The organism is Actinoplanes utahensis (genome assembly GCF_016862455.1).
Taxonomy (GTDB): Bacteria; Actinomycetota; Actinomycetes; order Mycobacteriales; family Micromonosporaceae; genus Actinoplanes; species Actinoplanes utahensis.
Map to the genome: position 1 here is coordinate 31,395 of NZ_BOMZ01000045.1, position 23,458 is coordinate 54,852.

General features: G+C 70.1%; 22 protein-coding genes. 7 read left to right on the plus strand and 15 right to left on the minus strand.

Translation table 11 applies throughout. The annotated features are described in order from the left end of the window. Positions 1–63: 63 nt before the first annotated feature. From Aut01nite_RS17165 to Aut01nite_RS17175, 3 genes are all read right to left on the minus strand, one after another. Positions 64–561 (minus strand): HIT family protein, encoded by a 498-nt coding sequence (locus Aut01nite_RS17165; protein WP_043527805.1) that lies wholly within the window; start codon positions 559–561, stop codon positions 64–66. A 139-nt stretch (positions 562–700) separates the two neighbouring features. Next, complete coding sequence (locus Aut01nite_RS17170) at positions 701–865, minus strand: hypothetical protein (protein ID WP_161790681.1); 165 nt, start codon at positions 863–865, stop codon at positions 701–703. 192 nt (positions 866–1,057) lie between these two features. Beyond that, positions 1,058–1,609 (minus strand): GNAT family N-acetyltransferase, encoded by a 552-nt coding sequence (locus tag Aut01nite_RS17175; protein ID WP_043527803.1) that lies wholly within the window; start codon positions 1,607–1,609, stop codon positions 1,058–1,060. A 363-nt stretch (positions 1,610–1,972) separates the two neighbouring features. On the opposite strand from Aut01nite_RS17175, the gene chvE reads away from it, so the two are divergent. The 3 genes from chvE (at position 1,973) to mmsB (ending at position 5,946) form a co-directional block, all read left to right on the plus strand. Beyond that, the gene (gene chvE, locus Aut01nite_RS17180; RefSeq protein ID WP_043527802.1) at positions 1,973–3,088 is read left to right on the plus strand and encodes a multiple monosaccharide ABC transporter substrate-binding protein; all 1,116 of its coding nucleotides are present in this window, start codon (positions 1,973–1,975) and stop codon (positions 3,086–3,088) included. 78 nt (positions 3,089–3,166) lie between these two features. Beyond that, a complete protein-coding gene (gene mmsA / locus Aut01nite_RS17185; protein WP_043527800.1) occupies positions 3,167–4,720 on the plus strand; it encodes a multiple monosaccharide ABC transporter ATP-binding protein in 1,554 nt (517 codons plus the stop codon). Continuing rightward, positions 4,717–5,946: a multiple monosaccharide ABC transporter permease gene (gene mmsB, locus Aut01nite_RS17190; protein ID WP_043527798.1), complete on the plus strand. Its 1,230-nt coding sequence runs from the start codon at positions 4,717–4,719 to the stop codon at positions 5,944–5,946. The genes mmsA and mmsB overlap by 4 nt, the downstream gene beginning before the upstream one ends. A 179-nt stretch (positions 5,947–6,125) precedes the next feature. On the opposite strand, the gene Aut01nite_RS17195 is transcribed toward mmsB, so the two are convergent. The 3 genes from Aut01nite_RS17195 to Aut01nite_RS17205 all read right to left on the minus strand — a co-directional run bounded on the left by Aut01nite_RS17195 (position 6,126) and on the right by Aut01nite_RS17205 (position 10,604). Continuing rightward, complete coding sequence (locus Aut01nite_RS17195) at positions 6,126–6,704, minus strand: hypothetical protein (RefSeq protein WP_043527797.1); 579 nt, start codon at positions 6,702–6,704, stop codon at positions 6,126–6,128. Positions 6,705–6,780: 76 nt separating this feature from the next. Beyond that, positions 6,781–9,999, minus strand: a complete 3,219-nt coding sequence (locus Aut01nite_RS17200; RefSeq protein WP_043527795.1) for a DEAD/DEAH box helicase — start codon at positions 9,997–9,999, stop codon at positions 6,781–6,783. A gap of 47 nt (positions 10,000–10,046) precedes the next feature. Beyond that, positions 10,047–10,604: a hypothetical protein gene (locus tag Aut01nite_RS17205; RefSeq protein ID WP_043527793.1), complete on the minus strand. Its 558-nt coding sequence runs from the start codon at positions 10,602–10,604 to the stop codon at positions 10,047–10,049. A 151-nt stretch (positions 10,605–10,755) separates the two neighbouring features. Here Aut01nite_RS17205 and Aut01nite_RS17210 point away from each other — a divergent pair, with 151 nt between their 5' ends. Continuing rightward, complete coding sequence (locus Aut01nite_RS17210; RefSeq protein ID WP_043527792.1) at positions 10,756–12,123, plus strand: type I restriction-modification system subunit M; 1,368 nt, start codon at positions 10,756–10,758, stop codon at positions 12,121–12,123. Next, positions 12,120–13,292, plus strand: coding sequence for a restriction endonuclease subunit S domain-containing protein (locus Aut01nite_RS17215; protein ID WP_052164039.1), 1,173 nt, complete (start codon positions 12,120–12,122; stop codon positions 13,290–13,292). The genes Aut01nite_RS17210 and Aut01nite_RS17215 overlap by 4 nt, the downstream gene beginning before the upstream one ends. Here Aut01nite_RS17215 and Aut01nite_RS17220 read toward each other — a convergent pair. From Aut01nite_RS17220 to Aut01nite_RS17245, 6 genes are read right to left on the minus strand one after another with little or no spacing between them, the layout of a single operon-like run. Next, on the minus strand, positions 13,282–14,811 hold the full coding sequence (locus Aut01nite_RS17220) for a PH domain-containing protein (RefSeq protein ID WP_043527790.1): 1,530 nt from the start codon (positions 14,809–14,811) through the stop codon (positions 13,282–13,284). The two genes, Aut01nite_RS17215 and Aut01nite_RS17220, sit on opposite strands and share 11 nt — an antisense overlap. Further along, positions 14,808–15,323, minus strand: coding sequence for a PH domain-containing protein (locus tag Aut01nite_RS17225; protein WP_043527789.1), 516 nt, complete (start codon positions 15,321–15,323; stop codon positions 14,808–14,810). Before Aut01nite_RS17225 ends, Aut01nite_RS17220 begins: the two co-directional genes overlap by 4 nt. Before the next feature lie 29 nt (positions 15,324–15,352). Then, positions 15,353–15,862, minus strand: a complete 510-nt coding sequence (locus Aut01nite_RS17230) for a YrhB domain-containing protein (protein WP_052164038.1) — start codon at positions 15,860–15,862, stop codon at positions 15,353–15,355. Then, positions 15,859–16,434: a PadR family transcriptional regulator gene (locus tag Aut01nite_RS17235; RefSeq protein ID WP_043527787.1), complete on the minus strand. Its 576-nt coding sequence runs from the start codon at positions 16,432–16,434 to the stop codon at positions 15,859–15,861. The genes Aut01nite_RS17230 and Aut01nite_RS17235 overlap by 4 nt, the downstream gene beginning before the upstream one ends. Before the next feature lie 9 nt (positions 16,435–16,443). Beyond that, positions 16,444–17,241 (minus strand): crotonase/enoyl-CoA hydratase family protein, encoded by a 798-nt coding sequence (locus tag Aut01nite_RS17240; protein ID WP_043527785.1) that lies wholly within the window; start codon positions 17,239–17,241, stop codon positions 16,444–16,446. Between the two features lie 14 nt (positions 17,242–17,255). Beyond that, positions 17,256–19,262 (minus strand): NADPH-dependent 2,4-dienoyl-CoA reductase, encoded by a 2,007-nt coding sequence (locus Aut01nite_RS17245; RefSeq protein WP_043527783.1) that lies wholly within the window; start codon positions 19,260–19,262, stop codon positions 17,256–17,258. A 224-nt stretch (positions 19,263–19,486) separates the two neighbouring features. Here Aut01nite_RS17245 and Aut01nite_RS17250 point away from each other — a divergent pair, with 224 nt between their 5' ends. Further along, positions 19,487–20,053, plus strand: a complete 567-nt coding sequence (locus Aut01nite_RS17250) for a hypothetical protein (protein ID WP_152628860.1) — start codon at positions 19,487–19,489, stop codon at positions 20,051–20,053. A gap of 186 nt (positions 20,054–20,239) precedes the next feature. Further along, positions 20,240–20,881, plus strand: a complete 642-nt coding sequence (locus tag Aut01nite_RS17255) for a class I SAM-dependent methyltransferase (RefSeq protein WP_043527780.1) — start codon at positions 20,240–20,242, stop codon at positions 20,879–20,881. Here the strand turns inward: Aut01nite_RS17255 and Aut01nite_RS17260 are convergent. The 3 genes from Aut01nite_RS17260 to Aut01nite_RS17270 all read right to left on the minus strand — a co-directional run. Then, positions 20,838–21,884, minus strand: coding sequence for a prenyltransferase/squalene oxidase repeat-containing protein (locus Aut01nite_RS17260; RefSeq protein WP_043527779.1), 1,047 nt, complete (start codon positions 21,882–21,884; stop codon positions 20,838–20,840). The genes Aut01nite_RS17255 and Aut01nite_RS17260 overlap by 44 nt on opposite strands. Further along, a complete protein-coding gene (locus tag Aut01nite_RS17265) occupies positions 21,871–22,593 on the minus strand; it encodes a class I SAM-dependent methyltransferase (RefSeq protein ID WP_043527777.1) in 723 nt (240 codons plus the stop codon). The genes Aut01nite_RS17260 and Aut01nite_RS17265 overlap by 14 nt, the downstream gene beginning before the upstream one ends. Positions 22,594–22,764: 171 nt before the next feature. Further along, a partial coding sequence (locus tag Aut01nite_RS17270; RefSeq protein ID WP_204037566.1) for a glycosyltransferase family 4 protein occupies positions 22,765–23,458 on the minus strand: 694 nt, incomplete at its 5' end.

The window sequence follows — 23,458 nt, forward strand, 5'->3', positions numbered from 1 at the left end:
TCCCGTACCTTCCGGTCCCCGGCCCGCTGCCGTGCCCGGCCTGCCGCCGGTGGGGGTCAAGGTTCAGAGATGTTGCCGGATGCGCCGGGCGAGGGCCTCCTGGGTCGCGTCGTCCACCGGCAGGACCCCGTTCTCGGCCATGACGGCATGGAACTGCTGCCGGTCGTACGGCACGCCGGGCGGTAGAGCGGCGAGGTGCCAGTGCAGGTGTGCGTTGCCCTGCCGGCTGCCGAGGCTCAGCGCGTACATCCGCTCCGTCGGTACGGTGGCCGCCACGGCGAGCGCGACCCTGCGGACCACCGCCTGGAGACGAAGGAACTCGGGCTCCTCCATGTCGTGGATCCAACTTTCGACATGTCGTTTCGGCGCCACCAGGCAGTACCCGAGTTGGACCGGGTGGCGGGTGAGAAACGCGACGGTGTCGTCGTCCTCGTACAGCGTGTGGTGCCGGTAGTCCTCGTGCCCGTCGAGAAAGGCGCAGACGAAGCAGGGTCCTTCCCGTACGCGGCGGCCGTACTGCTCGAAATCGAAAGCGGTCCGCTCGGACTGATCATGATTCATGCGCGGAATCGTAGGCGTCGATCTCCGCCCCCAGCGGCCCTCTTTCTGCCGGCCAGTGCCGGGCTGCGCATGCCCGGTCTCGATCCGGTCCGGCGCCGTGCCGGGCTACGCATGCCCGGCCACGATCCGGTTCGCCGTGTCAGCGGGTCTCGTGGATCGCCGCCTCGAGCCGTAGCCCGACACCGATGACGACCAGGAGCCCGCCGAGCAACGCCGGCCCGAACCCGGCAGCCAACAGGCCCGTCACCAGGGCGGTGTTGCCCACCATCCGCGCGACGTTCGCCCGCGCGCCTCGCACGTCCATGCCCCGACCCTACGGCCGCGCGCTGCTTCTGCCGCCCCGATCACGGCGATCACCGCCGGCGGGAGCTCACCTGGCCGGGCTGTCTTGGGCCGACGAGGCCGCCGTGACGACCAGCCGGAGAACCTCGGCCGGCTCACGGTGCCGAGGCGGGCCGGTCTGGGTGAGGCCCGGGGAGCCAGGGGCCGATGGGGGTCAGCTCGCGGTCTCGGCGGCGATGCGGGAGTAGACGAGCATGTCGGCGCGGCGGGTGCCGATGGTGAAGAAGCTGCGGAGTAGTCCTTCCCGCAGGTAGCCGTTGGTCTCCAGCACTCGTCGGGACGCGTGGTTGTCCGGTTCGACCCAGGCTTCGATGCGGGCGAAGCCGCCGGCTCCGAGGCCCCAGGTGGTTGCGAGCGAGACGGCTCGGGCGGCGATGCCCTGGCGCCGGGCGGCGGGGACGATCCAGTAGCCGATGCCGGCGACCCCCGGCTGCGGGCGCAGCATCAGATTGATGTGACCGACGGCCTGGTCGGTGCGCTGGTCGGCGATCGCGAGCGCGATGCCTTCCCCGGAGGTGAACCGGGCGTGCTGGCGGGCGATGTAGGCCAGGCCCGCCTCGGTGGTGTAGCGCGCGGGAACGGTGGTGCCCTGCGGGATCCGGTGGTCCTGGGCGGCCTGTTCGACGCAGGCCAGGTCCGTGTCGCGCCACGGCCGTACGCGGACGGTTCCGTCGTGGAGCGGGGGAGGGAGGGTCAGGCTGGTCACGACCGGTCATTCAAGCACGCGACGTGACGTCGCGCGGGGATCGGCCGCAGCGGGACGGGACCGTGGAACGGGCAGGTGGCATGCCGGCCGTGCCGGTGACGGGGGGACTGCGCCCAGTAATCAATTAGTGCCCAGCATTAGTCGCCGTGGCCAACAAATACGATGATGGCGTTGTGATTACAGCCCGTCGCCGCCCTCGGGCTTGCGCCGTTACTCTTCGCTCCGGCGGTCACAGGCAGTGTTACGCAGCCGTTACGAACCCCCTCGTGAAACTCCCGCGTCATAGCCGTATGTTGTGCGCAGCAACAAATCGAAGGTTCGCAGGCCCGCCGAGCGCGGGCCCCATAGAAAGGAGACGACGAGGTGTCCAAGAACTTCCGGGTCCTCGCGTCCGTCGCGCTGGCGGCCTCGCTGGCCGCGACCTCCGCCTGCAGCAGCACCCGCGACGAGGGTTCCACCGACTCCGGCGCGTCCGCCTCGAACCTGATCGGCATCGCGATGCCGCAGAAGAGCCTCGAGCGCTGGAACAAGGACGGCTCGCACCTCGACGAGATCCTCAAGAAGGCGGGCTACCAGACTTCTCTGCAGCACGCCGACAGCGTCGAGCAGCAGATCACCCAGATCCAGAACATGATCAACCAGAACCCGAAGGTTCTGGTCGTGGCCTCGATCGACGGCACCGCGCTCGCGCCGGCGCTGGAGAAGGCCGCTGAGAAGAAGGTCAAGGTCATCGCCTACGACCGTCTGATCAACTCGACGCCGAACGTCGACTACTACGCGACCTTCGACAACTACCAGGTCGGCAAGCTCCAGGGCGAGTTCATCGTCGAGAAGCTGGGCCTCAAGGACGGCAAGGGCCCGTTCAACCTGGAGCCCTTCGCCGGCTCGGACGACGACAACAACGCCAAGTTCTTCTTCTCCGGCGCGTGGGACGTCCTCAAGCCGTACCTGGACAGCGGCAAGCTCGTCGTCCCGTCCGGCAAGAAGCCGGCCAGCAACGACGAGTGGACCAAGGTCTCCGTCAAGGGCTGGAAGACCGAGACCGCGCAGTCCGAGATGGACAACCGCCTGAACTCGTTCTACACCGGCGGCAAGAAGGTCAACGTCGTCCTGTCCCCGAACGACTCCCTGGCCCTGGGCATCGCCCAGTCGCTGGAGTCCAAGGGCTACAAGCCGGGCGCCGACTACCCGATCATCACCGGTCAGGACGCCGACCTGGCGAACACCAAGAACATCCTCGCCGACAAGCAGTCGATGACGGTCTGGAAGGACACCCGTACCCTGGGTGACCAGGTTCTGAAGATGGTCGACTCGATCGTCAAGGGCGGCACCGTCGAGGTCAACGACGAGAAGACCTACAACAACGGCAACAAGGTCGTCCCGTCGTACCTGCTCCCGCCGGTCGTCGTCACCAAGGCCGACGTCAAGACCAAGCTCGTCGACTCCGGCTTCTACACCGCCGACAAGCTCGGCCTGTAAGTAGTCGTACCCGGCCAGGCCCCTTCCCGGTGGGCCTGGCCGGTTCCGGTCCGACCTAGAGCAAGCGAGTTGTGTGCGATGGCCAACGACACGACCCCGATCCTCGAGATGCGGGGGATCACCAAGACCTTCCCGGGCGTCAAGGCGCTCTCGGACGTCACGCTGAGCGTGGCCCGCGGGGAGGTTCACGCCATTTGTGGTGAGAACGGCGCGGGCAAGTCGACCCTGATGAAGGTGCTGTCGGGCGTGTACCCGCACGGCACGTACGAGGGTGACATCGTCTTCGAAGGCGAGACCTGCAGGTTCAAGACGACCCGTGACTCCGAGGAGCGCGGCATCGTCATCATCCACCAGGAGCTGGCGCTCAGCCCCTTCCTCTCCATCGCCGAGAACATCTTCCTCGGCAACGAGCGGGCCAAGGGTGGCGTCATCAACTGGGCCCAGACCAACAAGCAGGCTGCCGACCTGCTTGCCCGGGTCGGGCTGGACGAATCCCCGGACACCAGGATCCAGGACATCGGGGTCGGCAAGCAGCAGCTCGTGGAGATCGCCAAGGCGCTCTCCAAGAAGGTCAAGCTGCTCATCCTCGACGAGCCCACTGCGGCGCTCAACGACGAGGACTCCGCGCACCTGCTCGACCTGATCCGCCACCTCCAGGGGCAGGGGATCACGTCGATCATCATCTCGCACAAGCTCAACGAGATCGCCGCGATCGCCGACAGCACGACGATCATCCGCGACGGCAAGAGCATCGAGACCCTCGACATGCACGGCGCCGAGCCGGTCACCGAGGAGCGCATCATCCGCGGCATGGTCGGCCGCGACCTGGAGCACCGCTACCCGGAGCACACCCCGACCATCGGCGAGGAGGTGCTGCGGATCGAGGACTGGACCGTGCACCACCCCGTCGACCACAGCCGGGTCGTCGTCGACAACGCCAGCCTGAACGTGCGCGCCGGCGAGATCGTCGGCATCGCCGGGCTGATGGGCGCCGGCCGCACCGAGCTGGCCATGAGCGTCTTCGGCCGCAGCTGGGGCGCGAACATCTCCGGCAAGCTGTTCCTGCACGGCAAGCAGGTGTCGATCAAGTCGGTGGACGCGGCGATCGAGCACGGCATCGCGTACGCGACCGAGGACCGCAAGCACTACGGCCTCAACCTGATCGAGGACATCAAGCGCAACACCACCTCGGCGAAGCTCAAGCGCATCACCAAGGGTGGTGTGGTCGACGCCGGCCGCGAGGTCGTCATGTCCGAGCAGTTCCGCAAGGACATGAAGACCCGCGCCAACAGCGTGGACGTGGTCGTCGGCAAGCTGTCCGGTGGCAACCAGCAGAAGGTCGTGCTCGCCAAGTGGCTCTTCACCGAGCCCGAGGTGCTGATCCTCGACGAGCCCACCCGCGGCATCGACGTCGGCGCCAAGTACGAGATCTACGAGATCATCAACAAGCTCGCGGACTCCGGCAAGGCCGTCATCGTGATCTCCTCGGAGCTGCCCGAGCTGCTCGGCATCTGCGACCGGATCTACGCGATGAGCCAGGGCCGGATCACCGGGCAACTTCCCCGCGCCGAGGCCAGCCAGGAGAGCCTCATGCGCTACATGACCATGGAGAAGAGCGGAGCAACGCGGTGAGCGCCCCCACCACGCTCGAGCAGCCGACGGCACAGCCCGAGCCCAGCAAGAAGAACAACGGCGGGTCGCTCAAGGCCTACCTCGGTCAGAACATCCAGCAGTACGGCATGATCGCCGCGCTGCTGGTGATCGTCGCGATCTTCCAGGTCACGACCGACGGCCTGATGCTCAACCCGGACAACATCGCCGCGCTGATCCAGCAGAACGCGTACGTGTTCATCCTGACCATCGGCATGGTCATGGTGATCGTGGCCGGGCACATCGACCTGTCGGTGGGTTCCGTCGTCGCGTTCGTCGGTGGCATCTGCGCCGTCCTGATCACCGACTTCGAGCTGTCGTGGCCCCTCGCGGTCGCCCTCTCCGTGCTGGTCGGCGGCCTGGTCGGCTGCTGGCAGGGCTTCTGGGTGGCGTACGCCGGCATCCCCGCCTTCATCGTCACCCTCGGTGGCATGCTGCTGTTCCGCGGTCTGGCCATCGTCATCCTCGACCAGACCATCGCCGGCCTGCCGGGCGGCTTCAACGACATCAGCAACGGCTCGCTGCCGGCCGCGCTGGGCTACATCGGCAACCTCGACGGCATCACCGTGTTCATCGGCGTCTTCGCCTTCGTCGGTCTCGCGCTCGCCCAGATCCGGGCCCGGGGCGAGCTGAAGAAGCTGGACCTGCACACCGAGCCGTTCGCCGCGTTCATCGGCAAGCTGGTCCTGTCGGCCCTGGCCATCGGCGCGATCACCTACCTGCTGGCGTCCAGCGCCGCCGGCACCCCGATCGTGCTGATCATCGTCGGCGTGCTGGTGCTGATCTACACGTTCCTGATGAACAACACGATCTTCGGCCGGCACATCTACGCGATGGGCGGCAACCTGCCCGCCGCGATGCTCAGCGGTGTGAAGACCAAGCGGGTCAACTTCCTGATCTTCGTGAACATGGGTCTGCTCGCCGGTGTCGCCGCGGTCGTCACCACCTCGCGGGCCGGCGCCGGCATCGCCGCGGCCGGCACCAACTACGAGCTGGACGCGATCGCCGCGGCCTTCATCGGCGGTACCTCGGTCAACGGCGGTATCGGCAAGATCACCGGTGCGATCATCGGCGCCCTGATCATGGGTGTGCTCAACATGGGCCTCTCCATCATGGGTACCGACCCGGCGTACCAGCAGGTCATCAAGGGTCTGGTGCTGATCGCCGCGGTCGCCCTGGACATCCTGAACAAGCGTCGCGGTAAGTAGGACCTTCCGGGGGGAAGGAAAACAGCGCCGTCCGGGTCTCCGGACGGCGCTGTTCCGGTTCACCCCCCGGGCTGGTTCTCACGGCTGTCTCAAGCGGCGGGGGACGGTCCGCACGGACCGCCTGCCGTAGCCGCCGGATGGTCCGGGGACGATGCGTGGCCCGTACCGCGAAAAGGTTGTCATGGGGTGGGCAGGCTGTAGTCGAAGGAGAGCGAGAACGTCCGGTCGATCCAGGCGCCGCGGTCGCCGTCGTCGCGGGGGCGCAGGCCCGCCTCGCCCAGCCGGTCGCGGACCTCGGCCGCCGCGGCGGACCGGTCATGCTCGGCGGTGAGCACGCCGTCGGTGAAGTGGGCCTCGACGACCTCCGCGCACAGCCAGGCGGGACGGAAACCCATGTTCAGGTAGCCGACGGCGACGTGGCCGTCGCCGAGCAGCAGCCGTCCGGTGAACGCGACCGGCGCCGCCAGGCCGGTGTAGCCGTGGCCGGACCGGAAGATCCGCGACGCCCGGCCCGGCTTCGTGCCGAACAGGACCGGTGGCCGGCCGCCGCCGTCGGACGGGCCGAGACACACCGTCGTCAGTTCGAGACGGTCACCGTTCACCGTGTACTCGCAGAAGAAGCCCCGCCAGCAGGCCGAACCCAGCGGCACCGGCCGGTGACCGTACGCCTGCGGATCGAACAGGACCGTGCCGTCGACGGCCGTCACGATGAACTCCGTGCCGCGGAACCGGACCAGATCCGGCATCTGCGAGGTCATGCCCGATTCTGCACCGCCCGCGGCACGGTTGTCAGTCCCGCGTCCCGCCGCTCGGCGGCGGGGCGGTACCGCGGTGTCACTCCAGCAGACCCCGGATGTCCACCGCGGTGAGCTCCGCCGACGCGAACTCGCCACCGTCCAGGACACTGCCGAACAGTTCGGCCTTACGCGCCTGCAGGGCCATCACCTTCTCCTCGATGGTGTCCCTCGCGACCAGCCGGTAGACCATCACCTTGCGGGTCTGCCCGATCCGGTGGATCCGGTCGACCGCCTGCGCCTCCGTCGCCGGGTTCCACCACGGATCCAGCATGATGCAGTAGTCGGCCTCGGTCAGGTTCAACCCGAACCCACCCGACTTGAGACTGATCAGGAACACCGGCGCGTCCCCGCTCTTGAAGCCGTCGATCACCTCGGCGCGGCGGGTGGTTCGCCCGTCCAGATAGGCGCACCCGATCCCGGCGCTTTCGAGGCGGTCCCGGGCCGCGCCCAGGAACCGGGTGAACTGGCTGAACACCAGAATCCGGTGCCCCTCCGCCACGATCTCGGCGACCCGCTCGGCCAGCGCGTCGAGTTTCGTCGACGCCACCCCGGCATGATCGGCGTCGACCAGGCCCACATCCAGGGCGGCCTGGCGCAGCAGCGTCAGCGACCGGAAGATCTCGAACCGGTTCTTCCGCAGATCCCCGAGCAGACCCAGCACCTTCTGCCGCTCCCGCTGCAGATAGGTCTGGTAGATCCGGCGCTGCTTCGCGTTCAGCTCCAGCTCCACGATCTGCTCCTGCTTGGCCGGCAGCTCCTCGACCACCTCGGTCTTGCGGCGGCGCAGCATCAACGGCCGGATCCGGCGCCGCAGCAGCGCCAGCCGCTCCTGATCCTGCTCCCGCTCGATCGGGCGGCGGTAGAACTCGGTGAACCGGTCGAGGCGGGCCAGCAGCCCCGGCGAGGTGATCGACAGCAGCGCCCACAGCTCCGCCAGATTGTTCTCCATCGGCGTGCCGGTGATCGCCAGCTTGAAATCGGCCGGCAGCTCGCGGGCACAGCGGTAGCCCTGCGACGCCGCGTTCTTCACGAACTGCGCCTCGTCCAGGATCAGGCCCGCCCACGGCAGCGCGGCATAGCCGTCGAATTCGAGCCGGAACAGCGTGTACGAGGTGACCACGACATCCGCGCCCGCCGCGAACTCGGCCAGCGTCGCCGACCGGCGCGCCTGCGTCTCCTGCACCATCCGCACCGTCAGATCCGGGGCGAAGCGGCGACTCTCGAACGCCCAGTTGCTCACCACACTCGCCGGAGCCACCACCAGGAACGGAATCTCCGCCTTGGCGTGCGCGATCAACGCCAGTGTCTGCACGGTCTTACCCAGGCCCATGTCGTCGGCGAGCACCCCGCCGATGCCGTGCCGGTAAAGGGTCGCCAGCCAGCCGAAACCCTCCCGCTGATAACCGCGCAGCGTGACCCGCAGACCGTCCGGCACCTCCGGAACCGAACCCGGCCCGCTCTCGCACAACTCCCGCACCGCGTCCTGCCAGGCCACGGCCGGCCCGGTCACCTCACCCAACCCGTCCAACTCGTCCCACACACCCGGCTGCAAGCGGCCGACCCGCAGCACACCGGCCGGCGCGTCCTGCAACGCCCGCGACTCGGCGATCAGCTCCCGCAACTGCCGGAACTCGGGACGGTCCAGAGTGAAGTACCGGCCGCTCGGCAGAATCAGGAACTCCTGCTCGGCGGCGAGCGCCACGAACAGGCTCTGGAACTCGACGGCCTCGCCACCGACCGTCACCCGCACCGTGAGATCGAACCAGTCCCGGTCACCGGCGCCGACATCGGCGAACGTGACGACCGGCGGCTCCGTCGACTCGAGGTACTCCGGCCCGGCCTCGTCCAGCCGCAGCTCCACCGCCGCCCCGGATGTGTCCTGCAGCAGCGGAACCACGTCCCGGAGCACCCGCAGCATGACGTCGCCGCCGACCACGGTCTCCGGCAGCAGCCGTACGCCACCCGGCGCCACCTCGGTCAGCCCGTACCCCTCGCCCTTGACCTGGTCCGTGACCAGCCGTAACGTCCGCGCCTTCGGCTCGACCGCCGCGGGCCCGTGGTCCAGAGGCTCCCGGAGATCGAACGCCGACACCCACTCCCACGTCACCGACAGGCGGTGCCCGGGAAGCCGCCGGAGGGTCATCGTCAGCGTCGCCCGGGCGAGATCCGGCAGCGTCACCGAGTCGTCGACCGCGACCACCATGGCCTGCCGGGCCAGGCCCGGATAGTACTGCCGCAGGAACCGCGGCTCCTCCCGCGCCGGAACCACGATCGGCGGCGCGGACAGGGCCAGCGCCGATTCCGGACCCACCGGCCGGGCCAGTGGCGCCAGGCGCAGCGCCCGCGGTCTGCCTTTGACCACATCCCACCAGGCGACCCCGTGCGCTGGCTCGCCGACCAGGGCGAACTGTTCCAGCACCGTGTCACCGTCGGTGAGGACCGGACGCAGTCGCAGATCCCCGCCGTCACGGTCGGCCCGCACCGAGAAATCCACCGGCTCGGCCCGCACCGTCACCGGATCCGCGTCGCCACGCCCCGCCGCGACCAGCGGCAGCCCGGTCTCCTGCAGCTCCAGCAGCACATCCCACACCCGCCGCGTCGGAAAGTCGTCGAGGTAGAGAACCCGCTCGTCGAAGTAGTACCGGTAGTAGTCACCTGCGGTCTGGGTCTGTGACCGCAACTCCCGCAGCAGCGCCAGATGACGGTCCGTTCCCGGAGCCCGGGTGTAGTAGGAATCGTCCAGTGAACGCCACGAGATCCCGCTCCGGACCCAGCCGGTCCGGCCCGGCACCACCGGCCGCAGCCCGATCCGCCACTCCGCGGCGTCCAACTCGAACTGCAGGCCCAACTCCGGCCGTGTGGTACCGCGGGCCGCTGCGGGTCGCGTGTCACCGCGGGCCGCAGCGGTCCCGGTGAGCGAGGCCAGCGCCGCCTCCCACGACGAGACGGCCTGCCGGGGGATCGCCGCCGTGCCCGAAGCCAGCACCGTCGCGACGATATGACCGCAGTCCGGCGCCCAGTCGCAGGTGCACCTGCCGTCGACGCTCTTCACCGAACCGTCCGGCGCGAGAAGCACGGTGGCCCGCACCCGGCCGGCCTCGTCCTGCAGCAACCCGGAGACCTTGCCGGTCAGCCGATCCCAGGACGCCTCGACGATCTCGCCGGCCTGCACCAGTGCCCGCGCCCGGAGGAACGCCCGCGCGCCCACGGCCTGGAAGACCGCGGCCTCCTCCTCCGACAACTCCAACCGCGCCAAACCAGCCCCCTCGCCCGTCCCGCGAAGGCTACTGCGCCGCCTTTTCCCTACCGTTCCGGCATCATCCATTCGTGTCCGCGCCGGCTCCCGGCTGGCGGCCCGCCCTGCCACGGACGGTCAGGACCGCAGATCCTCCAGGGTTGCGTCACCGACGCGGACGAGGTTCCCGTCGTAGTCGTCATCGGCCAGTCTCCGGGCCAGGTCGTCCAGATCGGGGATGTCGCCGAATTTCGCCCGCAGAGCGTTCGCATCGAGGCGAAGCGGTTCTCCGCGATGCCTTTTTCGCGGTTGACACGGGCCATCTCGCGGCCGGACTCTGACTGTTCGAGGAGGCTGTGCATGCCTCTCCTCCGACGTGCGTCGAGGAACTGGTTCGCCAGCGGGCCTCCCACGAGCATCCTGAGTTCGGCCTGGACGATCTTGTCCTCGATGTGGGTGGTGGCGTCGACCTGGTCGGCGACCCGGTCGACGAGGTCGGGCGGTGGTTTGCGCGACCACAGGGCCAGCGGCAGCCGGGCACCGCACGGGACCCGTAACGCATCGTGCGGATGAGCCTCCAGCAACGCTTTGTAGAGGCCGTCGAAGTCGCGTGCGCCGTCGGACACGATCCCTCCTTCCGTGCCCGCTGTGGGCACGTGCCAGAGTCTTCTCGCTCCGAGCCTAGTGGTCAGGAGTCAGCTTGGACCGTGCACGCTACGCGCTGGTGCGGCGGCGCGGTTCGGCTCCGCGAGGTGGCTGTTCGGCTAGTCTGCGCCGGTGATTACCGGGCAGCTCAAACGCAGGATCGACCGGGTGTGGGATGCCTTCTGGTCGGGCGGGATCTCGAATCCGCTCGAGGTGCTCGAGCAGATCACCTACCTGATGTTCATCCGGCGGCTCGACGACCTGGACGTCTACACCGATCGGACCCGGCATCTGCGGTGGAGCGCGTTCACCGCGATGGACGAGCCGGAGCGGATGTTCGCGGTGGTCCGGGACGAGGTGTTCCCGTGGCTGCGCGGGCTGGCCGGCGGCGACTCGACCTACGCGCACCACATGCGGGACGCCCGGTTCACGATTCCGACGGCGCACCTGCTGGTCAAGGCGGTCGCGATGATCGGGGAGCTGCCGCTGGCGGACCGGGACACCAAGGGCGACCTGTACGAGTACATGCTGGGCCGGCTCGCCACGGCGGGACAGAACGGCCAGTTCCGTACGCCCCGGCACATCATCCGGGCGATCGTGGCGATGACGGCGCCCGGCCCGGAGGACGAGATCTGCGATCCGGCGTGCGGTACCGCCGGTTTCCTGGTGGCGGCGGCGGAGCACGTCGGCGGGGCGGCGGGGCGGCTGCACGGTTTCGACTTCGACCGGACCATGCTGCGGATCGCCAGCATGAACATGCTGCTGCACGGGGTGGAGCGGCCGGACATCCGCTACCGCGACTCGCTGGGGGAGGACGCGGACGGTGACGCCGGCCGGTACACGCTGATCCTGGCGAACCCGCCGTTCGCCGGCAGCCTCGACGTGGCGGCGACCGCGCCGGACCTGCGGGCGATCGCCCCGACGAGGAAGACCGAGCTGCTGTTCCTGGCGCTCGTTCTGCGCCTGCTGGCGCCCGGTGGGCGGGCCGCGGTGATCGTGCCGGAGGGGGTGCTGTTCGGGTCGACGCGGGCGCACCGGGATCTGCGCCGCATGCTGGTCGAGGATCACCGGCTGGACGCGGTGGTGCGGTTGCCGGGCGGTGTCTTCAAGCCGTACGCCGGTGTCTCCACGGCTGTTCTGTTCTTCACCCGCACCGATGACGGCGGCACCGATCGGGTGTGGTTCTACGAGGTGGCCGCGGACGGTTTCAGCCTGGACGACAAACGTGTCCCGCACGACCACGACGACCTGCCGGATCTGCTGGCGCGCTGGCCGCGCCGGGACAGCACCGAGCGGGACCGGCCGCGTACCGGCCAGAGTTTCTGCGTCCCCCGGGAGGAGATCGCCGAGCAGGGGTACGACCTGACGCTGAACCGCTACCGCAGCGTCGTCCACACCGTCCCGGAGCACCGGCCGCCCCTGGAGATCCTCGGCGAGCTGGAAGTCCTCGACGGAGAGATCCGGCAGGATCTGGCGGAGCTGAAGGCGATGCTGCGGTGAGGACGGCCCGGATCGGCGAGGTGGTCCGGCAGGTGCGGACCTGGGATCCGCGGACCGCGCCGGACGGCTGTTTCCGCTACATCGACCTCGGCGCGATCGACCAGCGGACGAAACGGATCACCGGCGACCGGACGGTGCCGTCGGCGGCGGCACCGAGCCGGGCCCGCCAGCTGGTGCGCGCCGGTGACGTGCTGGTCCCGCTGGTCCGGCCGAACCTGAACGGGGTCGCCCTGGTCGGCGACGACCTGGACGGGGCGACCGCGTCGACCGGGTTCTGTGTGCTCCGCCCGGGTGGGCGGCTGGACAGCCGGTACCTGTTCCACTGGGTACGCACCCCGCGTTTCGTGGCCGCCCTGACCGGCCGGGCCACCGGCCAGAGCTATCCCGCCGTCTCCGACCGTGCCGTCCGGGAGCTGGAGATCCCGCTGCCCGGCCGTTCCGAGCAGGAACGGATCGCCGCCCGGCTGAGCCGCGCGGACGGCTTGCGCGACCGGCGCGGCCGGGCCGGTGAGCTGCTGGACACGCTGGTTCCGGCGATCTTCACGGAGATGTTCGGCGCTCCGGAGGCCGTTCCCGGGCGGTGGGCGCGCAAGCCGCTCGGCGCGCTGGTGTCGATGATGTCGGACGGCCCGTTCGGCTCGGATCTGAAGACCGCCCACTACGCCGGCTCGGGGGTGCGGGTGGTCCGGCTGCAGAACATCGGCGCGGGGGAGTTCGCCGATCATGACCGGGCGTACGTCTCCGAGGAGCATTTCGCCACGCTGCGCCGCCACCCGTGCCTGCCCGGCGACGTCCTCGTCGCGACGCTCGGCGACCCGGCCCCGCGCGCCTGCGTCCAGCCGTCCTGGCTGGACCGGGCCCTGAACAAGGCCGACTGTGTCCAGGTGCGGGTGGACCCTGCCGTCGCCACCCCGGAGTACGTGTGCGCGGCCCTCAACATGCCCGGCACCGTGGCCGGGGCCCGCCGGCTCCGGTTCGGGCAGACCCGGGCCCGGATCAGCATGGGCCGCCTGAGGACCCTGGAGATCCCGGTGCCGCCGCTGCCCGCCCAGGCCGAGTTCAGCCGCCGGGCCGCCGTCGTCGGCGCGCTGCTCGCCCGGCACCGGGCGGCGGTGGCGGAGACCGACGATCTGTACGCGGCCCTGCGCGACCAGGCGTTCAGCGGCTGACCCGCAGCTGCGGGGTGGTCTCGGTGATCAGTGCGAGAGCCTGGTCGACGGTCACGTCCGACGCCGTGTAGTGCCGTTCCCCGGCCGATGTCGCCACCACGACGGTCGCCCGGCCACCCCGGCGCTGGAAGATCGACTGCCGGACGGTCCAGCCGATCACCGCCCGTCGTTGCAGCGCGACCGTGCGGCGGGTCAGCGGCCCGCCGCGCACCACCACATAGTCCCGGAGCACGGTGTGGCCGAGGGCCCGGTACGCGACCAGGGCTAGCGGCACCGTGACCGGCGTCAGCAGCAGCGGCAGCGGCCACACCCATCCGGGCAGCGCCCCGCTCACGGTGAACAGCGTCAGCGTGCCGGACATCAGCGCCGGGTAGTGGACCGCCCAGCCGAGCCGCCGGATCAGCGCGCCGTGGGGATGCCGCCGCAGTCGGGCTTCGAGGGGCCGGGCGCCGTCGGGCAGGATCCGGGCCGCGATCTCCCGGGCCTCGTCGCGGCGGATCCGCGGCAGGATGCCGCCGCCGGATGCCTCGCCCGTTCCGCCCTGCCCGGTGAGCAGCAGGTCGGTCCGGACGAGCCGCAGCCAGCGCAGCAGCAGCGGCTCCGCGAACGCGATCCCGCGGATCCGTGCGTCGGAACGCTGCACGGTCTGGGTGCTGAGCAGACCTTTGCTGGTCACCAGGGCGGTGTCCGGGGCGGTGCCGGTCCGGACCAGCCGGAAGTTCCAGTTCTCGACGGCGAACGCGACGGCCGACGCGGCGATGCCGAGCGGATAGCCGATCAGCAGCAGCAGTCCGAGGTTGGCGGCGAGACTGCGAGTGTCCCAGCCGAACAGGTCACGGCCCAGTCCGAGCAGGTCGAAGCCGAGCGCTTTCAGCGGCCAGTACAGCGCCAACAGCGGGCCGGCGACCGCGAGGACCGCCCACACCGACACCGCGTTCAGCAGCACCCAGCCGCGCCGCATCCCGGCGATGACGGTGTCCGGGACATCGGTGTCCGGGACGTCGGCTTCGCTGCCGTCGGCCGCCGTGGCGACGGGCTCGCTCGCGTGGCCGGGCATCAGTTCCCTCTGCACGAGGGCGGCGTGCCGGCGGTCCAGGGCGTCGAGGCGGAACGAACTGGCCGACTCGCCGGAGCCGATGCGCACCGTGCGCAACCCCAGCAGCCGAGGCAGCAGCTGGGCCGCACTGTCCACGCTGCGGATCCGGTCCCGGGCCACGATCCGGTGCTTGCGGGCGATCCACCCGGTACGCATCTCCACCCGCTGTGCGGTGATCCGGTACCGGGTCGACTGCCAGCGTTTCAGATCCGACAGGGCCCGGAGCAGGCCGATGACGGCGCCGATCACCAGCGGCCACACCGGATCGTCGCGGAGCGCGATCCCGGCGAAACCGGTGACTGACGACAGCACCAGGCGGATCAGCCCGAGGTGGACGACGCGGATGCTCAGCTGCCGCCACGGCTGCTCCGCTCCGGTCACCGTCTCGTCCGGGCCGCTGTCCAGTTCGGGGGAGACGGTCATGTCGCGTCGCCTTCGCTGGCGCCGGTGATCTCGCGCAGCCGGTCGACGGTCACCTCGGCCTCCGCCGCGTTCACGCCCTCGATGGAGATCTTGCCTTCCGAGGAGGCGGTGGTGACGGTGATGGTGGCGAGACCGAGACGCCGCTGCAACGGGCCGATCTCGGTGTCGATGCTCTGGATGCGAGAGATGGGCACGATCTGCCATTTGCGGGTGAACGAGCCGGTGAGGGCGTAGACGGCGTCGTCGGTGGCCTCCCAGCGGTGCACCCGGAAGTGCCAGGTCGGCATGATCGTGATTTCGACCGCGAAGGTCACGGCGGCGACCCCGATGATCGGGAGGAGCCACGGGCGCCAGCTCTCCGCGTACCAGAAGAGCCCGCCCAGCACCCCCAGCACCCCCGCACCCCAGAAGACGGCCTGCAACGTCTGCCACAGAATGAAACGGCGGTCGAGCCGCCGGCGCGGCGGACGGAGGCGAAGCCGGATGTCGGCCGGCGCGGAACGTGAGGCCATGACCCCATGGTGACCGGCCGTGCCAAGCCTTATGACTGGATGGTGACCGTCGTGATCCCGAACGGCATCGGCGACGGGCGCGGACGGGTGCGTTCCATCAGGTCGTCCGGCGGCTCACCGCGGGTGCGGACACCGTCGACGTACGCCTTCGCCTCCGCGAGCGTGAAATCCGGCGCGACCGTCCGCACGTGCCGCATCGCCGCCACCGGGCCCTGGACTTCCAGCAGGTCACGGACCTGGCCGGGCAGTGGATCGGGCGGCCGGACACCCCGGACCTGCTCCCGATAGGTCTCCACCCACCGGTCCTCGTGCACGGCCAGCACGTGGATGTGGTGAATCCGGCCGTCCACCTTGTCCACGATGTACACACCCTGCCCCACCAGCGCGTCCTCGATCGCACCGGTCCGGGCGTACGCGGCGGAATTCGTGTACACCAGCCATCCGAGGTCGTGCTCCTCGAGATCCGTGACGACGAGCCCGTGCGGATCCCCGGCCAGCAACGCCTCCATCAGCGTCACCGCCCGCTCTCTGCTGATCATGATGTGCCGCTCTCCGGGCCGGGGTAGCGGTGCGACAGGACGGTCAGCGCGAGGTCGGCCCAGGCGATGTTCTCGCGCTCGAAGGTGATGCCCCGGTTCAGGGTGAGGTAGGGGCCGAGGCGGCTGCCGGTGGCCAGGAACTCCTTTTCCGTGCGGGATCCGAGGATGTCGGCGAGCCGCTGCTCGTACCCTTCCAGACGGGTGCGACTGGCCTTCTGATGCGCCTCGATCGAGGCGCGGATGCTCGCCACGTCACCGTGCGCCAGGGCCTCCACCTGGACCAGCAGCTCGTCGCGGACCGTCGTCGGTTTCGGCGTGCGGCGGGAGAAGCCGAGCAGCGCCGCCCGGCCCGCCGCGGTGACCGAGAAGATCCGCTTGTCGGGACGTTTGTCCTGCTTGACGAGGCGGGCCGAGAGCAGGCCCTCGGTCTCCATCTTCTCCAGCTCGCGGTACAGCTGCTGCGGAGTGGCGGTCCAGAAGTTGGCGACCGAGCTGTTGAACTTCTTCGCGAGGTCGTACCCGGACGACTCGCGATCGATCAGAGCCGCCAGCAACGCGTTCCTCAATGCCACGCTGGCATCCTACGGACGGCTGCGCTTGCCGAACGCGGGTGTGGCCCGGGCCATCACGGCCTTGCGCAGGATCCTGGTGTTCGGCAGGGCGAGCAGCCGCAGTTGTTCCCGCCGCTCGCGGGCGAACGTACGCCGCGCACTGCTCGTCAGCGCCCCGTCGATCAGCCGTTTCGCGGCGGCGAGGGCGTCCGGGGACTTGGTCAGCAGGCTCTCCGCGAAAGCGGTCGCCGCCTTCCGCGGGTCCTCGTGGAGTTCGGTGACCAGGCCCAGCCGCTGGGCCTCGGCGCCGTCGAACTGCTCGGCGGTCATGGTGAGCTTCTTGGCCACATCGGCGCCGAGCAGCTCGGTCAGGCTCCGGATGCCGGACATGTCGGGGATGATGCCCCACTTGCCCTCCAGCACCGACCAGCGGGAATCCGGGGTGGCGAAGCGGAAGTCGGCGGCCAGGGCGATCTGCAGACCGCCGCCGTAGCAGTGGCCGTGCACGGCGGCGATCACCGGGACCGGGAGGCGGCGCCAGGCCCAGCAGGCCTCCTGGAAGCGGTTGGTGCCACGCCAGGGGAGCGGGACGAACGCCCGGGCGGCCCGGCCGGGGGTGCGCATGGCGGCGGCGATGTCCAGGCCGGAGCAGAACGAGTCGCCCTCGCCGCTGATGACCACGGCCCGGAGGGTGCGGTCCTTCTTCAGCGCGCGTGCGGTCGTCACCAGCTCGGCGAAGGTGTCGAGGGCCAGCGCGTTGAGCTTGTCGGGACGGTTCAGCCGGACGTCCGCGATGCCGTTGGCCGTCGTCAGGGAAAGATATCTCATGACATGTCCGTTTCTCAGAGCCGGGCGGCGAGTTCGGTGGCCTGCTTGATCGCCCGCTTGGCGTCGAGTTCCGCGGCGACGTCGGCGCCCCCGATGACGTGCACCGGCACGCCGCGCTCCCGCAACGGCGCGACCAGGTCCCGGACCGGGTTCTGTCCGGCGCACAGCAGCACGGTGTCGACGTTCAGCACGCGGGGAGCACCGGCGACGGTGATGTGCAGGCCCTCGTCGTCGATGCGCACGTACTCGACGCCCTTCAGCATCGTCACTCCGGAATCCTGCAGCGTCGCCCGGTGCACCCAGCCGGTCGTCTTGCCCAGGCCCTTGCCGAGCGCCGTCTCCTTGCGCTGCAGCAGGTACACCTCGCGGCGCGGCGGCGCCTTCACCTTCGTGGTCAGACCGCCGCGTTCGAGCGCCGGATCGGTGACGCCCCAGCGCCGCATCCAGTCCTCGAGAGGCTCGTTCGCGTCGTGCAGCAGGTACTCGCCGGCGTCGAACCCGATCCCACCCGCCCCGATGATCGCCACCCGCTCGCCGGCCTCCGCCGCGCCGCTGATCACCTGCTGGTAGGTCAGCACCTTCGGATGCTCGATCCCCGGGATCGCCGGGATCCGCGGCTCCACCCCGGTCGCGATGATCACCTCGTCGAATCCGGTCAGATCCTCGGCGGTCACCCGCCTGCCCAGGTGCAGGGTGACCCCGCGAACCTCGATCATGTGCCGGTAGTAGTCGAGCGTCCGCGCGAACTCCTCCTTGCCCGGGATCCGCGCGGCGAGCCGGAACTGCCCGCCGATGTCGTCGGACGCCTCGAACAGGTCCACGGCATGCCCGCGGCCCGCCGATTCGATGGCGGTGGCCAGGCCGGCCGGTCCGGCTCCGGCTACGGCGATTCTCTTTCTGGTACGGGTGGGCAGAAGCACCAGTTCGGTCTCGTACGCCGCCCGCGGATTGAGCATGCAGGTGGCCCGCTGATTCTTGAACGTGTGGTCGAGGCACGCCTGATTGCAGGCGATACAGGTGATGATCTCCCGTTCCCGGCCCTGCTCGGTCTTCGCCACCCAGTCGGCGTCGGCCAGCAGCGGCCGCGCCATCGACACGAGATCCGCCTCGCCGGCTGCCAGGATCTGCTCGGCCGCCTCCGGCCGGTTGATCCGGTTCGAGGCGATCACCGGGGTGCCGACCTCGGCCCGCAGCTTGCCGGTGACCCAGGCGAACGCGCCCGGCGGCACCGACGTGACGATCGTCGGCACCCGCGCCTCGTGCCAGCCGATCCCGGTATTGAAGATCGACACCCCGGCTTCCTCGAGCCGTTTCGCCAGGTCGACGGTCTCCTCCCAGGACTGGGCGTCGTCGACCAGGTCCAGCAGGCTGATCCGGTACTGCACGATGAAGTCGTCACCGGCCAGTTCCCGGGTACGCCGCACGACCTCGAGCGGGAAGCGCATCCGCTTGACGGCCGAGCCACCCCACATGTCGTGGCGATCATTGGTACGGGCGGCGAGGAACTGATTGATCAGGTACCCCTCCGAGCCCATGATCTCGACGCCGTCGTACCCCGCCCGGCGGGCCAGCAACGACGCCCGGGCGAACGCCGTCGCCGTCCGGTCCACCTGCCGGGTGCTCATCGCCCGCGGCGCGAACGGGGTGATCGGCGACTTCCGCGCCGACGCGCCCAGGCTGAAGGGGTGGTACGAGTACCGCCCCGCATGCAGCACCTGCAGCAGGATCTTCCCGCCGTGCTCGTGAACGGCGTCCGTGACGACCCGATGCCGCAGCGCGTGTTTCTCCCGCGTCATCCGGCTGCCGAACGGGCTGAGCCACCCCCGCCAGGTCGGCGCGAACCCGCCGGTCACCATCAGGCCGACCCCGCCGCGGGCCCGCTCGGCGAAGAACGCCGCCAGTTTCGGCAGGTCAGCCGCGCGGTCTTCCAGTTTGGTGTGCATCGAGCCCATGACGACCCGATTGCGCAGCGTGGTGTGCCCGAGAGCGAGCGGGCTCAGCAGATGCGGGTATGCGGTCACGCCCGGAGCGTATATACAAAAAATCGCATAGTAAAGAAGTTGACTATGCCCGCTGCCCGCTGCCCGCTGCCCGCCGCCTGCTGCTCGCCTGCCTGCCGCGGTCACCGCAGCAGGCGACTTCCCCGTGTCCGGCCGTTTGCGGCCTCTCACCGGCCTGCGTTGCACAACCCGCCCGGTGGCGAGGGGACTTCTCTGCTCTGGCGCGGCGGTGGCAGTCTGCGTACGTGGGATTCTTCGACGACGTGCCACCGCCCCCGCCGCCCGAGCCGTTCGTGGAGCCACCCCGGCCGTCTTGGATGCGTTCCGAGACGACGATCGGCGGCGCGGTCGCCGGCAGTTTCCTGCTGGCCCGCAGCGAGACCGCCGCCGTGGGCCTGTCCGGTCTCGTCGCCTACCCGAACGGTTTCGAGTTCACCGTCGTCGCCGTCCTCCGTGACGAGGACCGGGCCGGCCGGGTCTTCGACCACGTGTTCAACCGATTCCGCGGCGACGAGCCGTTGACCCCACAGTTCCTGCGGCTCGGCATCCGGTTCGCGGACGGCGGCGTGGTCACCAACCTGAGCGGAACCCCACCGTGGGATCGCGGAGCCGACGCTCCGATGCTGATCGGCCAGAGCGGCGGGGGAGGCGGCCGCCGTTACGACATGCAGCACTGGGTCCACCCACTACCACCACCCGGCCCGGTCACCTTCGTGATCGAGTGGCCCGCCTACGGCATCACCGAAACCCGGGCCACCCTCGACGGCACCCTGATCCGCACCGCCGCCACCCAGGCCATCTCCCTCTGGTGACCACCGCGCCCACTCTGCCCCGTGCGGCCCGCCCCGCCGCGTCTGCCGCACCCACTCGACACTGCGGGGCCGTGCCCCCCGGCGCCCGTGCGTCCCGCTCGCCTCGCGCGGTGGACACGGTCGGGTGTGGTCCGGCGAAGGGCGGCCCACGGCGTACCAACGAAAGATCTTGAATATGATCCATCGGTGACCTCGGAGAATCGCGCCGCCCTGGACCCTGACCTGCTGAACGCCGCGAAAGCGGCGACCGGCTTCATGCCGGAGGACGAAGGGCTGGCGCTGGCCGAGGCCGCGCTCGCGGCGCCGGACGGGCCGCTGCTGGAGGTCGGCAGCTACCTCGGCAAGTCGACGCTCTATCTGGCGGCGGCGGCGCGGGCCAGAGGTGGCAGGGTGGTGACCGTCGATCATCACCGGGGGTCCGAGGAGCATCAGGCCGGGTGGGAATATCACGACGCGACGCTCGTCGACCCGGCCGTCGGGAAGATCGACACACTGCCCGGGTTCCGGCAGACCATCGCGACCGCCGGCGCCGAGGATGTCGTGGTTGCCGTGGTGGCGCGGGCCGAGGACTTCGCCGGGCTGTGGGCCAGCCCGCTGGCGTTCCTGTTCCTCGACGGCAGCCACACCGACGAGTCCGCGCAGCGGGATCTCGCGTCGTGGGCGCCGCACCTGGCCGTCGGCGGGACCCTCGCCATCCATGACGTCTTCCCGGATCCGGCCGACGGCGGGCAGGCGCCCTACCGCATCTATCGCAAAGCCCTCGACTCGGGCGATTACCTCGAGCTCACGGGGCAGGGTTCGCTACGGCTGCTGCGCCGGGAGCGCTGATCAGGTCCGCCTTCTCCCGGAAGATCGCCGACCGTGGGTGCCGGCCGTCCAGCGCATCGACGGCCAGCACCACCGCCGCGGCCGTCCAGGTCGTGCGTTCCACCGGCCAGCGGACACCGTCGGTCAGCACCAGGCCGGTCCAGTAGGAGCCGTCGGCCTCCCGAAGGTGCTGCATCGCCGCGACCATCTCGGTGGCGGCCGCCCGATCACCCATCGTGTCGAGGGAGAGGGCGAGCTCGCAGGTCTCGGCCCCGGTCACCCACGGCTGATCGGAGACGCAGCGTGCGCCCTTGCCCGGCACCACGAACTCGTCCCACCGCTCGTCGATCCGTTGCCGGGCCACCGTCCCGCGGACCGCGCCGCCGAGAATCGGGTAGTACCAGTCCATCGAGTACCGGGACTTGTCCGCGAACAGCTCCGGACGCCGGTTGAGCGCGGCGGACAGCAGGTCGGCGGCGAGCTCCCAGTCCGGCTGCGGCTCCCCGATCCGGTCGGCGATCGCGGTGCCGCAGCGCAGCGCCTGGTGGATGCTGGCGCACCCGGTCAGTAGCGCCACCTCGTCACCGGCCGCCCACCAGATCTGCCCACCGGGACCCTGCAGACCGGTCACGAAGTCGAGCGCCCGCTGGACCGTCGGCCACATCCGGGTCAGGAACTCGTCGTCGCCGGTGCACAGCCAGTGATGCCAGCAGCCGACCGCGAGATAGGCGGCGTGGTTCGTCTCCGCCGTCGGGTCGACGACCACTCCATGCGACTCGTACCGGGACGCCCACGACCCGTCCGCCCGCTGCGACCGGCGCAACCAGTCGTAGGCGGCCGCGGCCCGCTCCGTCTCCCCGCCCACGTCCAGCGCCATGGCCGCCTCGACGTGATCCCACGGGTCGGCCTGCCCACCGGAATACCACGGGATCAACCCGTCGGCCTCCTGCTCCCCGGCGATGCTGGCGACGGTGGCCCGGACCGCGTCGGAGCTCAGCACGCCCGGCAGCTCAGGCACCGACACCGACGGCCACCTCCTCCTTCGCCAGGTAGATCACCACGCTCTTGCCGATCAGTGGGTTGAGCGCCTGCTCCAGCACCCGGGTGAACACCGGCTTGTCGACGATGTCCCAGACCAGCAGCTTGTGGTACGCCCGGGTCGGAGCGGCGTCGCCGATCGCGCACTTCAACCACCAGTACGGGCTGTGCAGCGCGTGTGCGAACCCGTTGCCGGTCACCTTCAGACCCGCCGCCCGCAGCCGGCCGGCCAGCTCGTCCTCCTTGTAGATGCGGACGTGCCCGCCCTCGTTGGCGTGGTACTCGTCGGACAGTGCCCAGCACACCCGCTCCGGCAGCCAGCGCGGCACCGTCACCGCCGCCAGCCCGCCCGGCTTGAGTACCCGGGTCAATTCGGCGATCGCCGTCACGTCGTCCGGGATGTGCTCGAGAACCTCGGAGGCGATGATCCGGTCGAAACTCGCGTCCGGAAACGGCAGGGACAGCAGGTTCCCCTGTACGGTGGTGGCGCTCGCCGTCGCCGGAACCTCCCCGGCCAGCTCCATCGCCGCACACCACTGCCGGGTGGTGGCCAGGTCCTTGGCGTTCAGGTCCAGGGCGACGACATCCGCCCCACGCCGGTACGCCTCGAAGGTGTGCCGGCCCTCGCCGCAACCGAGGTCGAGAACCCGCATCCCCGGCCGCACATCCAGCCGGTCGTAGTCGACGGTCAACAAGTTGTATCTACCTTTCCTGCGCGTTCCGGCGCGCGCCTCTCGTTGTCTTCCGTGGTCCGGCCCGCACGGTGCGGGCCGGTGAAGTGCTCCCGCACGTGCCACATCGGCGGTCGCCGCACGTGACGCCGGCGGCCGTTCACGCAGCGCGCTCGTGACCGCCGGGCGGTGTGATCACCGGGTCTTCCCGCTGCGTGCGGCGTCGATCGCTGCGGCGTACCACTCCGCGGTCCGCATCGCGGTCCGCCGCCAGGTGAACTGCTCGACCGCGCGGCGGCGTCCCTCGGCACCGAGCCGTCTCCGGAGCTCCGTGTCGTCGAGCAGCCGGCCGATGGCGGCCGACAACGCCTCGGAGTCACCCGGTGGAACGTGGAGGGAGGCGAGCCCGTCCGGCCCGGCCACTTCCGGAAGGGCGCCGGCCGTGGTCACCACCAGCGGCACACCGCAGGCCATCGCCTCGACCGCGGGCAGGGAGAATCCCTCGTACCGGGACGGAACCGCCGCCACGGTCGCCGACCGGAACAGTTCCGCCAGTTCCGCATCCGTCAGCCCGGAGACGAACCTGACCACGTCACCGAGCCCCAGCCTGGTGATCGACTGGGCGGCTGGGCCTTTCGGCCGTGCCGTGCCGACGACGACCAGCTCGACATCCCGTTCCGCCCGCAGCTTGGCGACCGCCTCGATCAGTTCCGGCAGCCCCTTGAGCGGCACATCCGCACTGGCCACTGCCACGATCCGCGCGGGTCCTGGCGCCCCGGCATTCTGTCCAGAGCTCTCCGTGCCGTCCGGGTCCGTGCCGTCCGGGTCCGTGCCGTCCGGGTCCGTGCCGTCCGGGTCCGTGCCGTCCGGGTCCGTGCCGTCCGGGTCC

What these genes read in the sequence shown, in the direction of transcription:
- Aut01nite_RS17195 (WP_043527797.1), bottom strand. Translation starts at nt 6,704, where the DNA reads ATGACCTCGCAGATGCCGGATCTGGTCCGGTTCCGCGGCACGGAGTTC.
- Aut01nite_RS17220 (WP_043527790.1), bottom strand. Translation starts at nt 14,811, where the DNA reads ATGACCGTCTCCCCCGAACTGGACAGCGGCCCGGACGAGACGGTGACC.
- Aut01nite_RS17170 (WP_161790681.1), bottom strand. Translation starts at nt 865, where the DNA reads ATGGACGTGCGAGGCGCGCGGGCGAACGTCGCGCGGATGGTGGGCAAC.
- Aut01nite_RS17240 (WP_043527785.1), bottom strand. Translation starts at nt 17,241, where the DNA reads ATGAGATATCTTTCCCTGACGACGGCCAACGGCATCGCGGACGTCCGG.
- Aut01nite_RS17230 (WP_052164038.1), bottom strand. Translation starts at nt 15,862, where the DNA reads ATGATCAGCAGAGAGCGGGCGGTGACGCTGATGGAGGCGTTGCTGGCC.
- Aut01nite_RS17225 (WP_043527789.1), bottom strand. Translation starts at nt 15,323, where the DNA reads ATGGCCTCACGTTCCGCGCCGGCCGACATCCGGCTTCGCCTCCGTCCG.
- mmsA (WP_043527800.1), top strand. Translation starts at nt 3,167, where the DNA reads ATGGCCAACGACACGACCCCGATCCTCGAGATGCGGGGGATCACCAAG.
- Aut01nite_RS17165 (WP_043527805.1), bottom strand. Translation starts at nt 561, where the DNA reads ATGAATCATGATCAGTCCGAGCGGACCGCTTTCGATTTCGAGCAGTAC.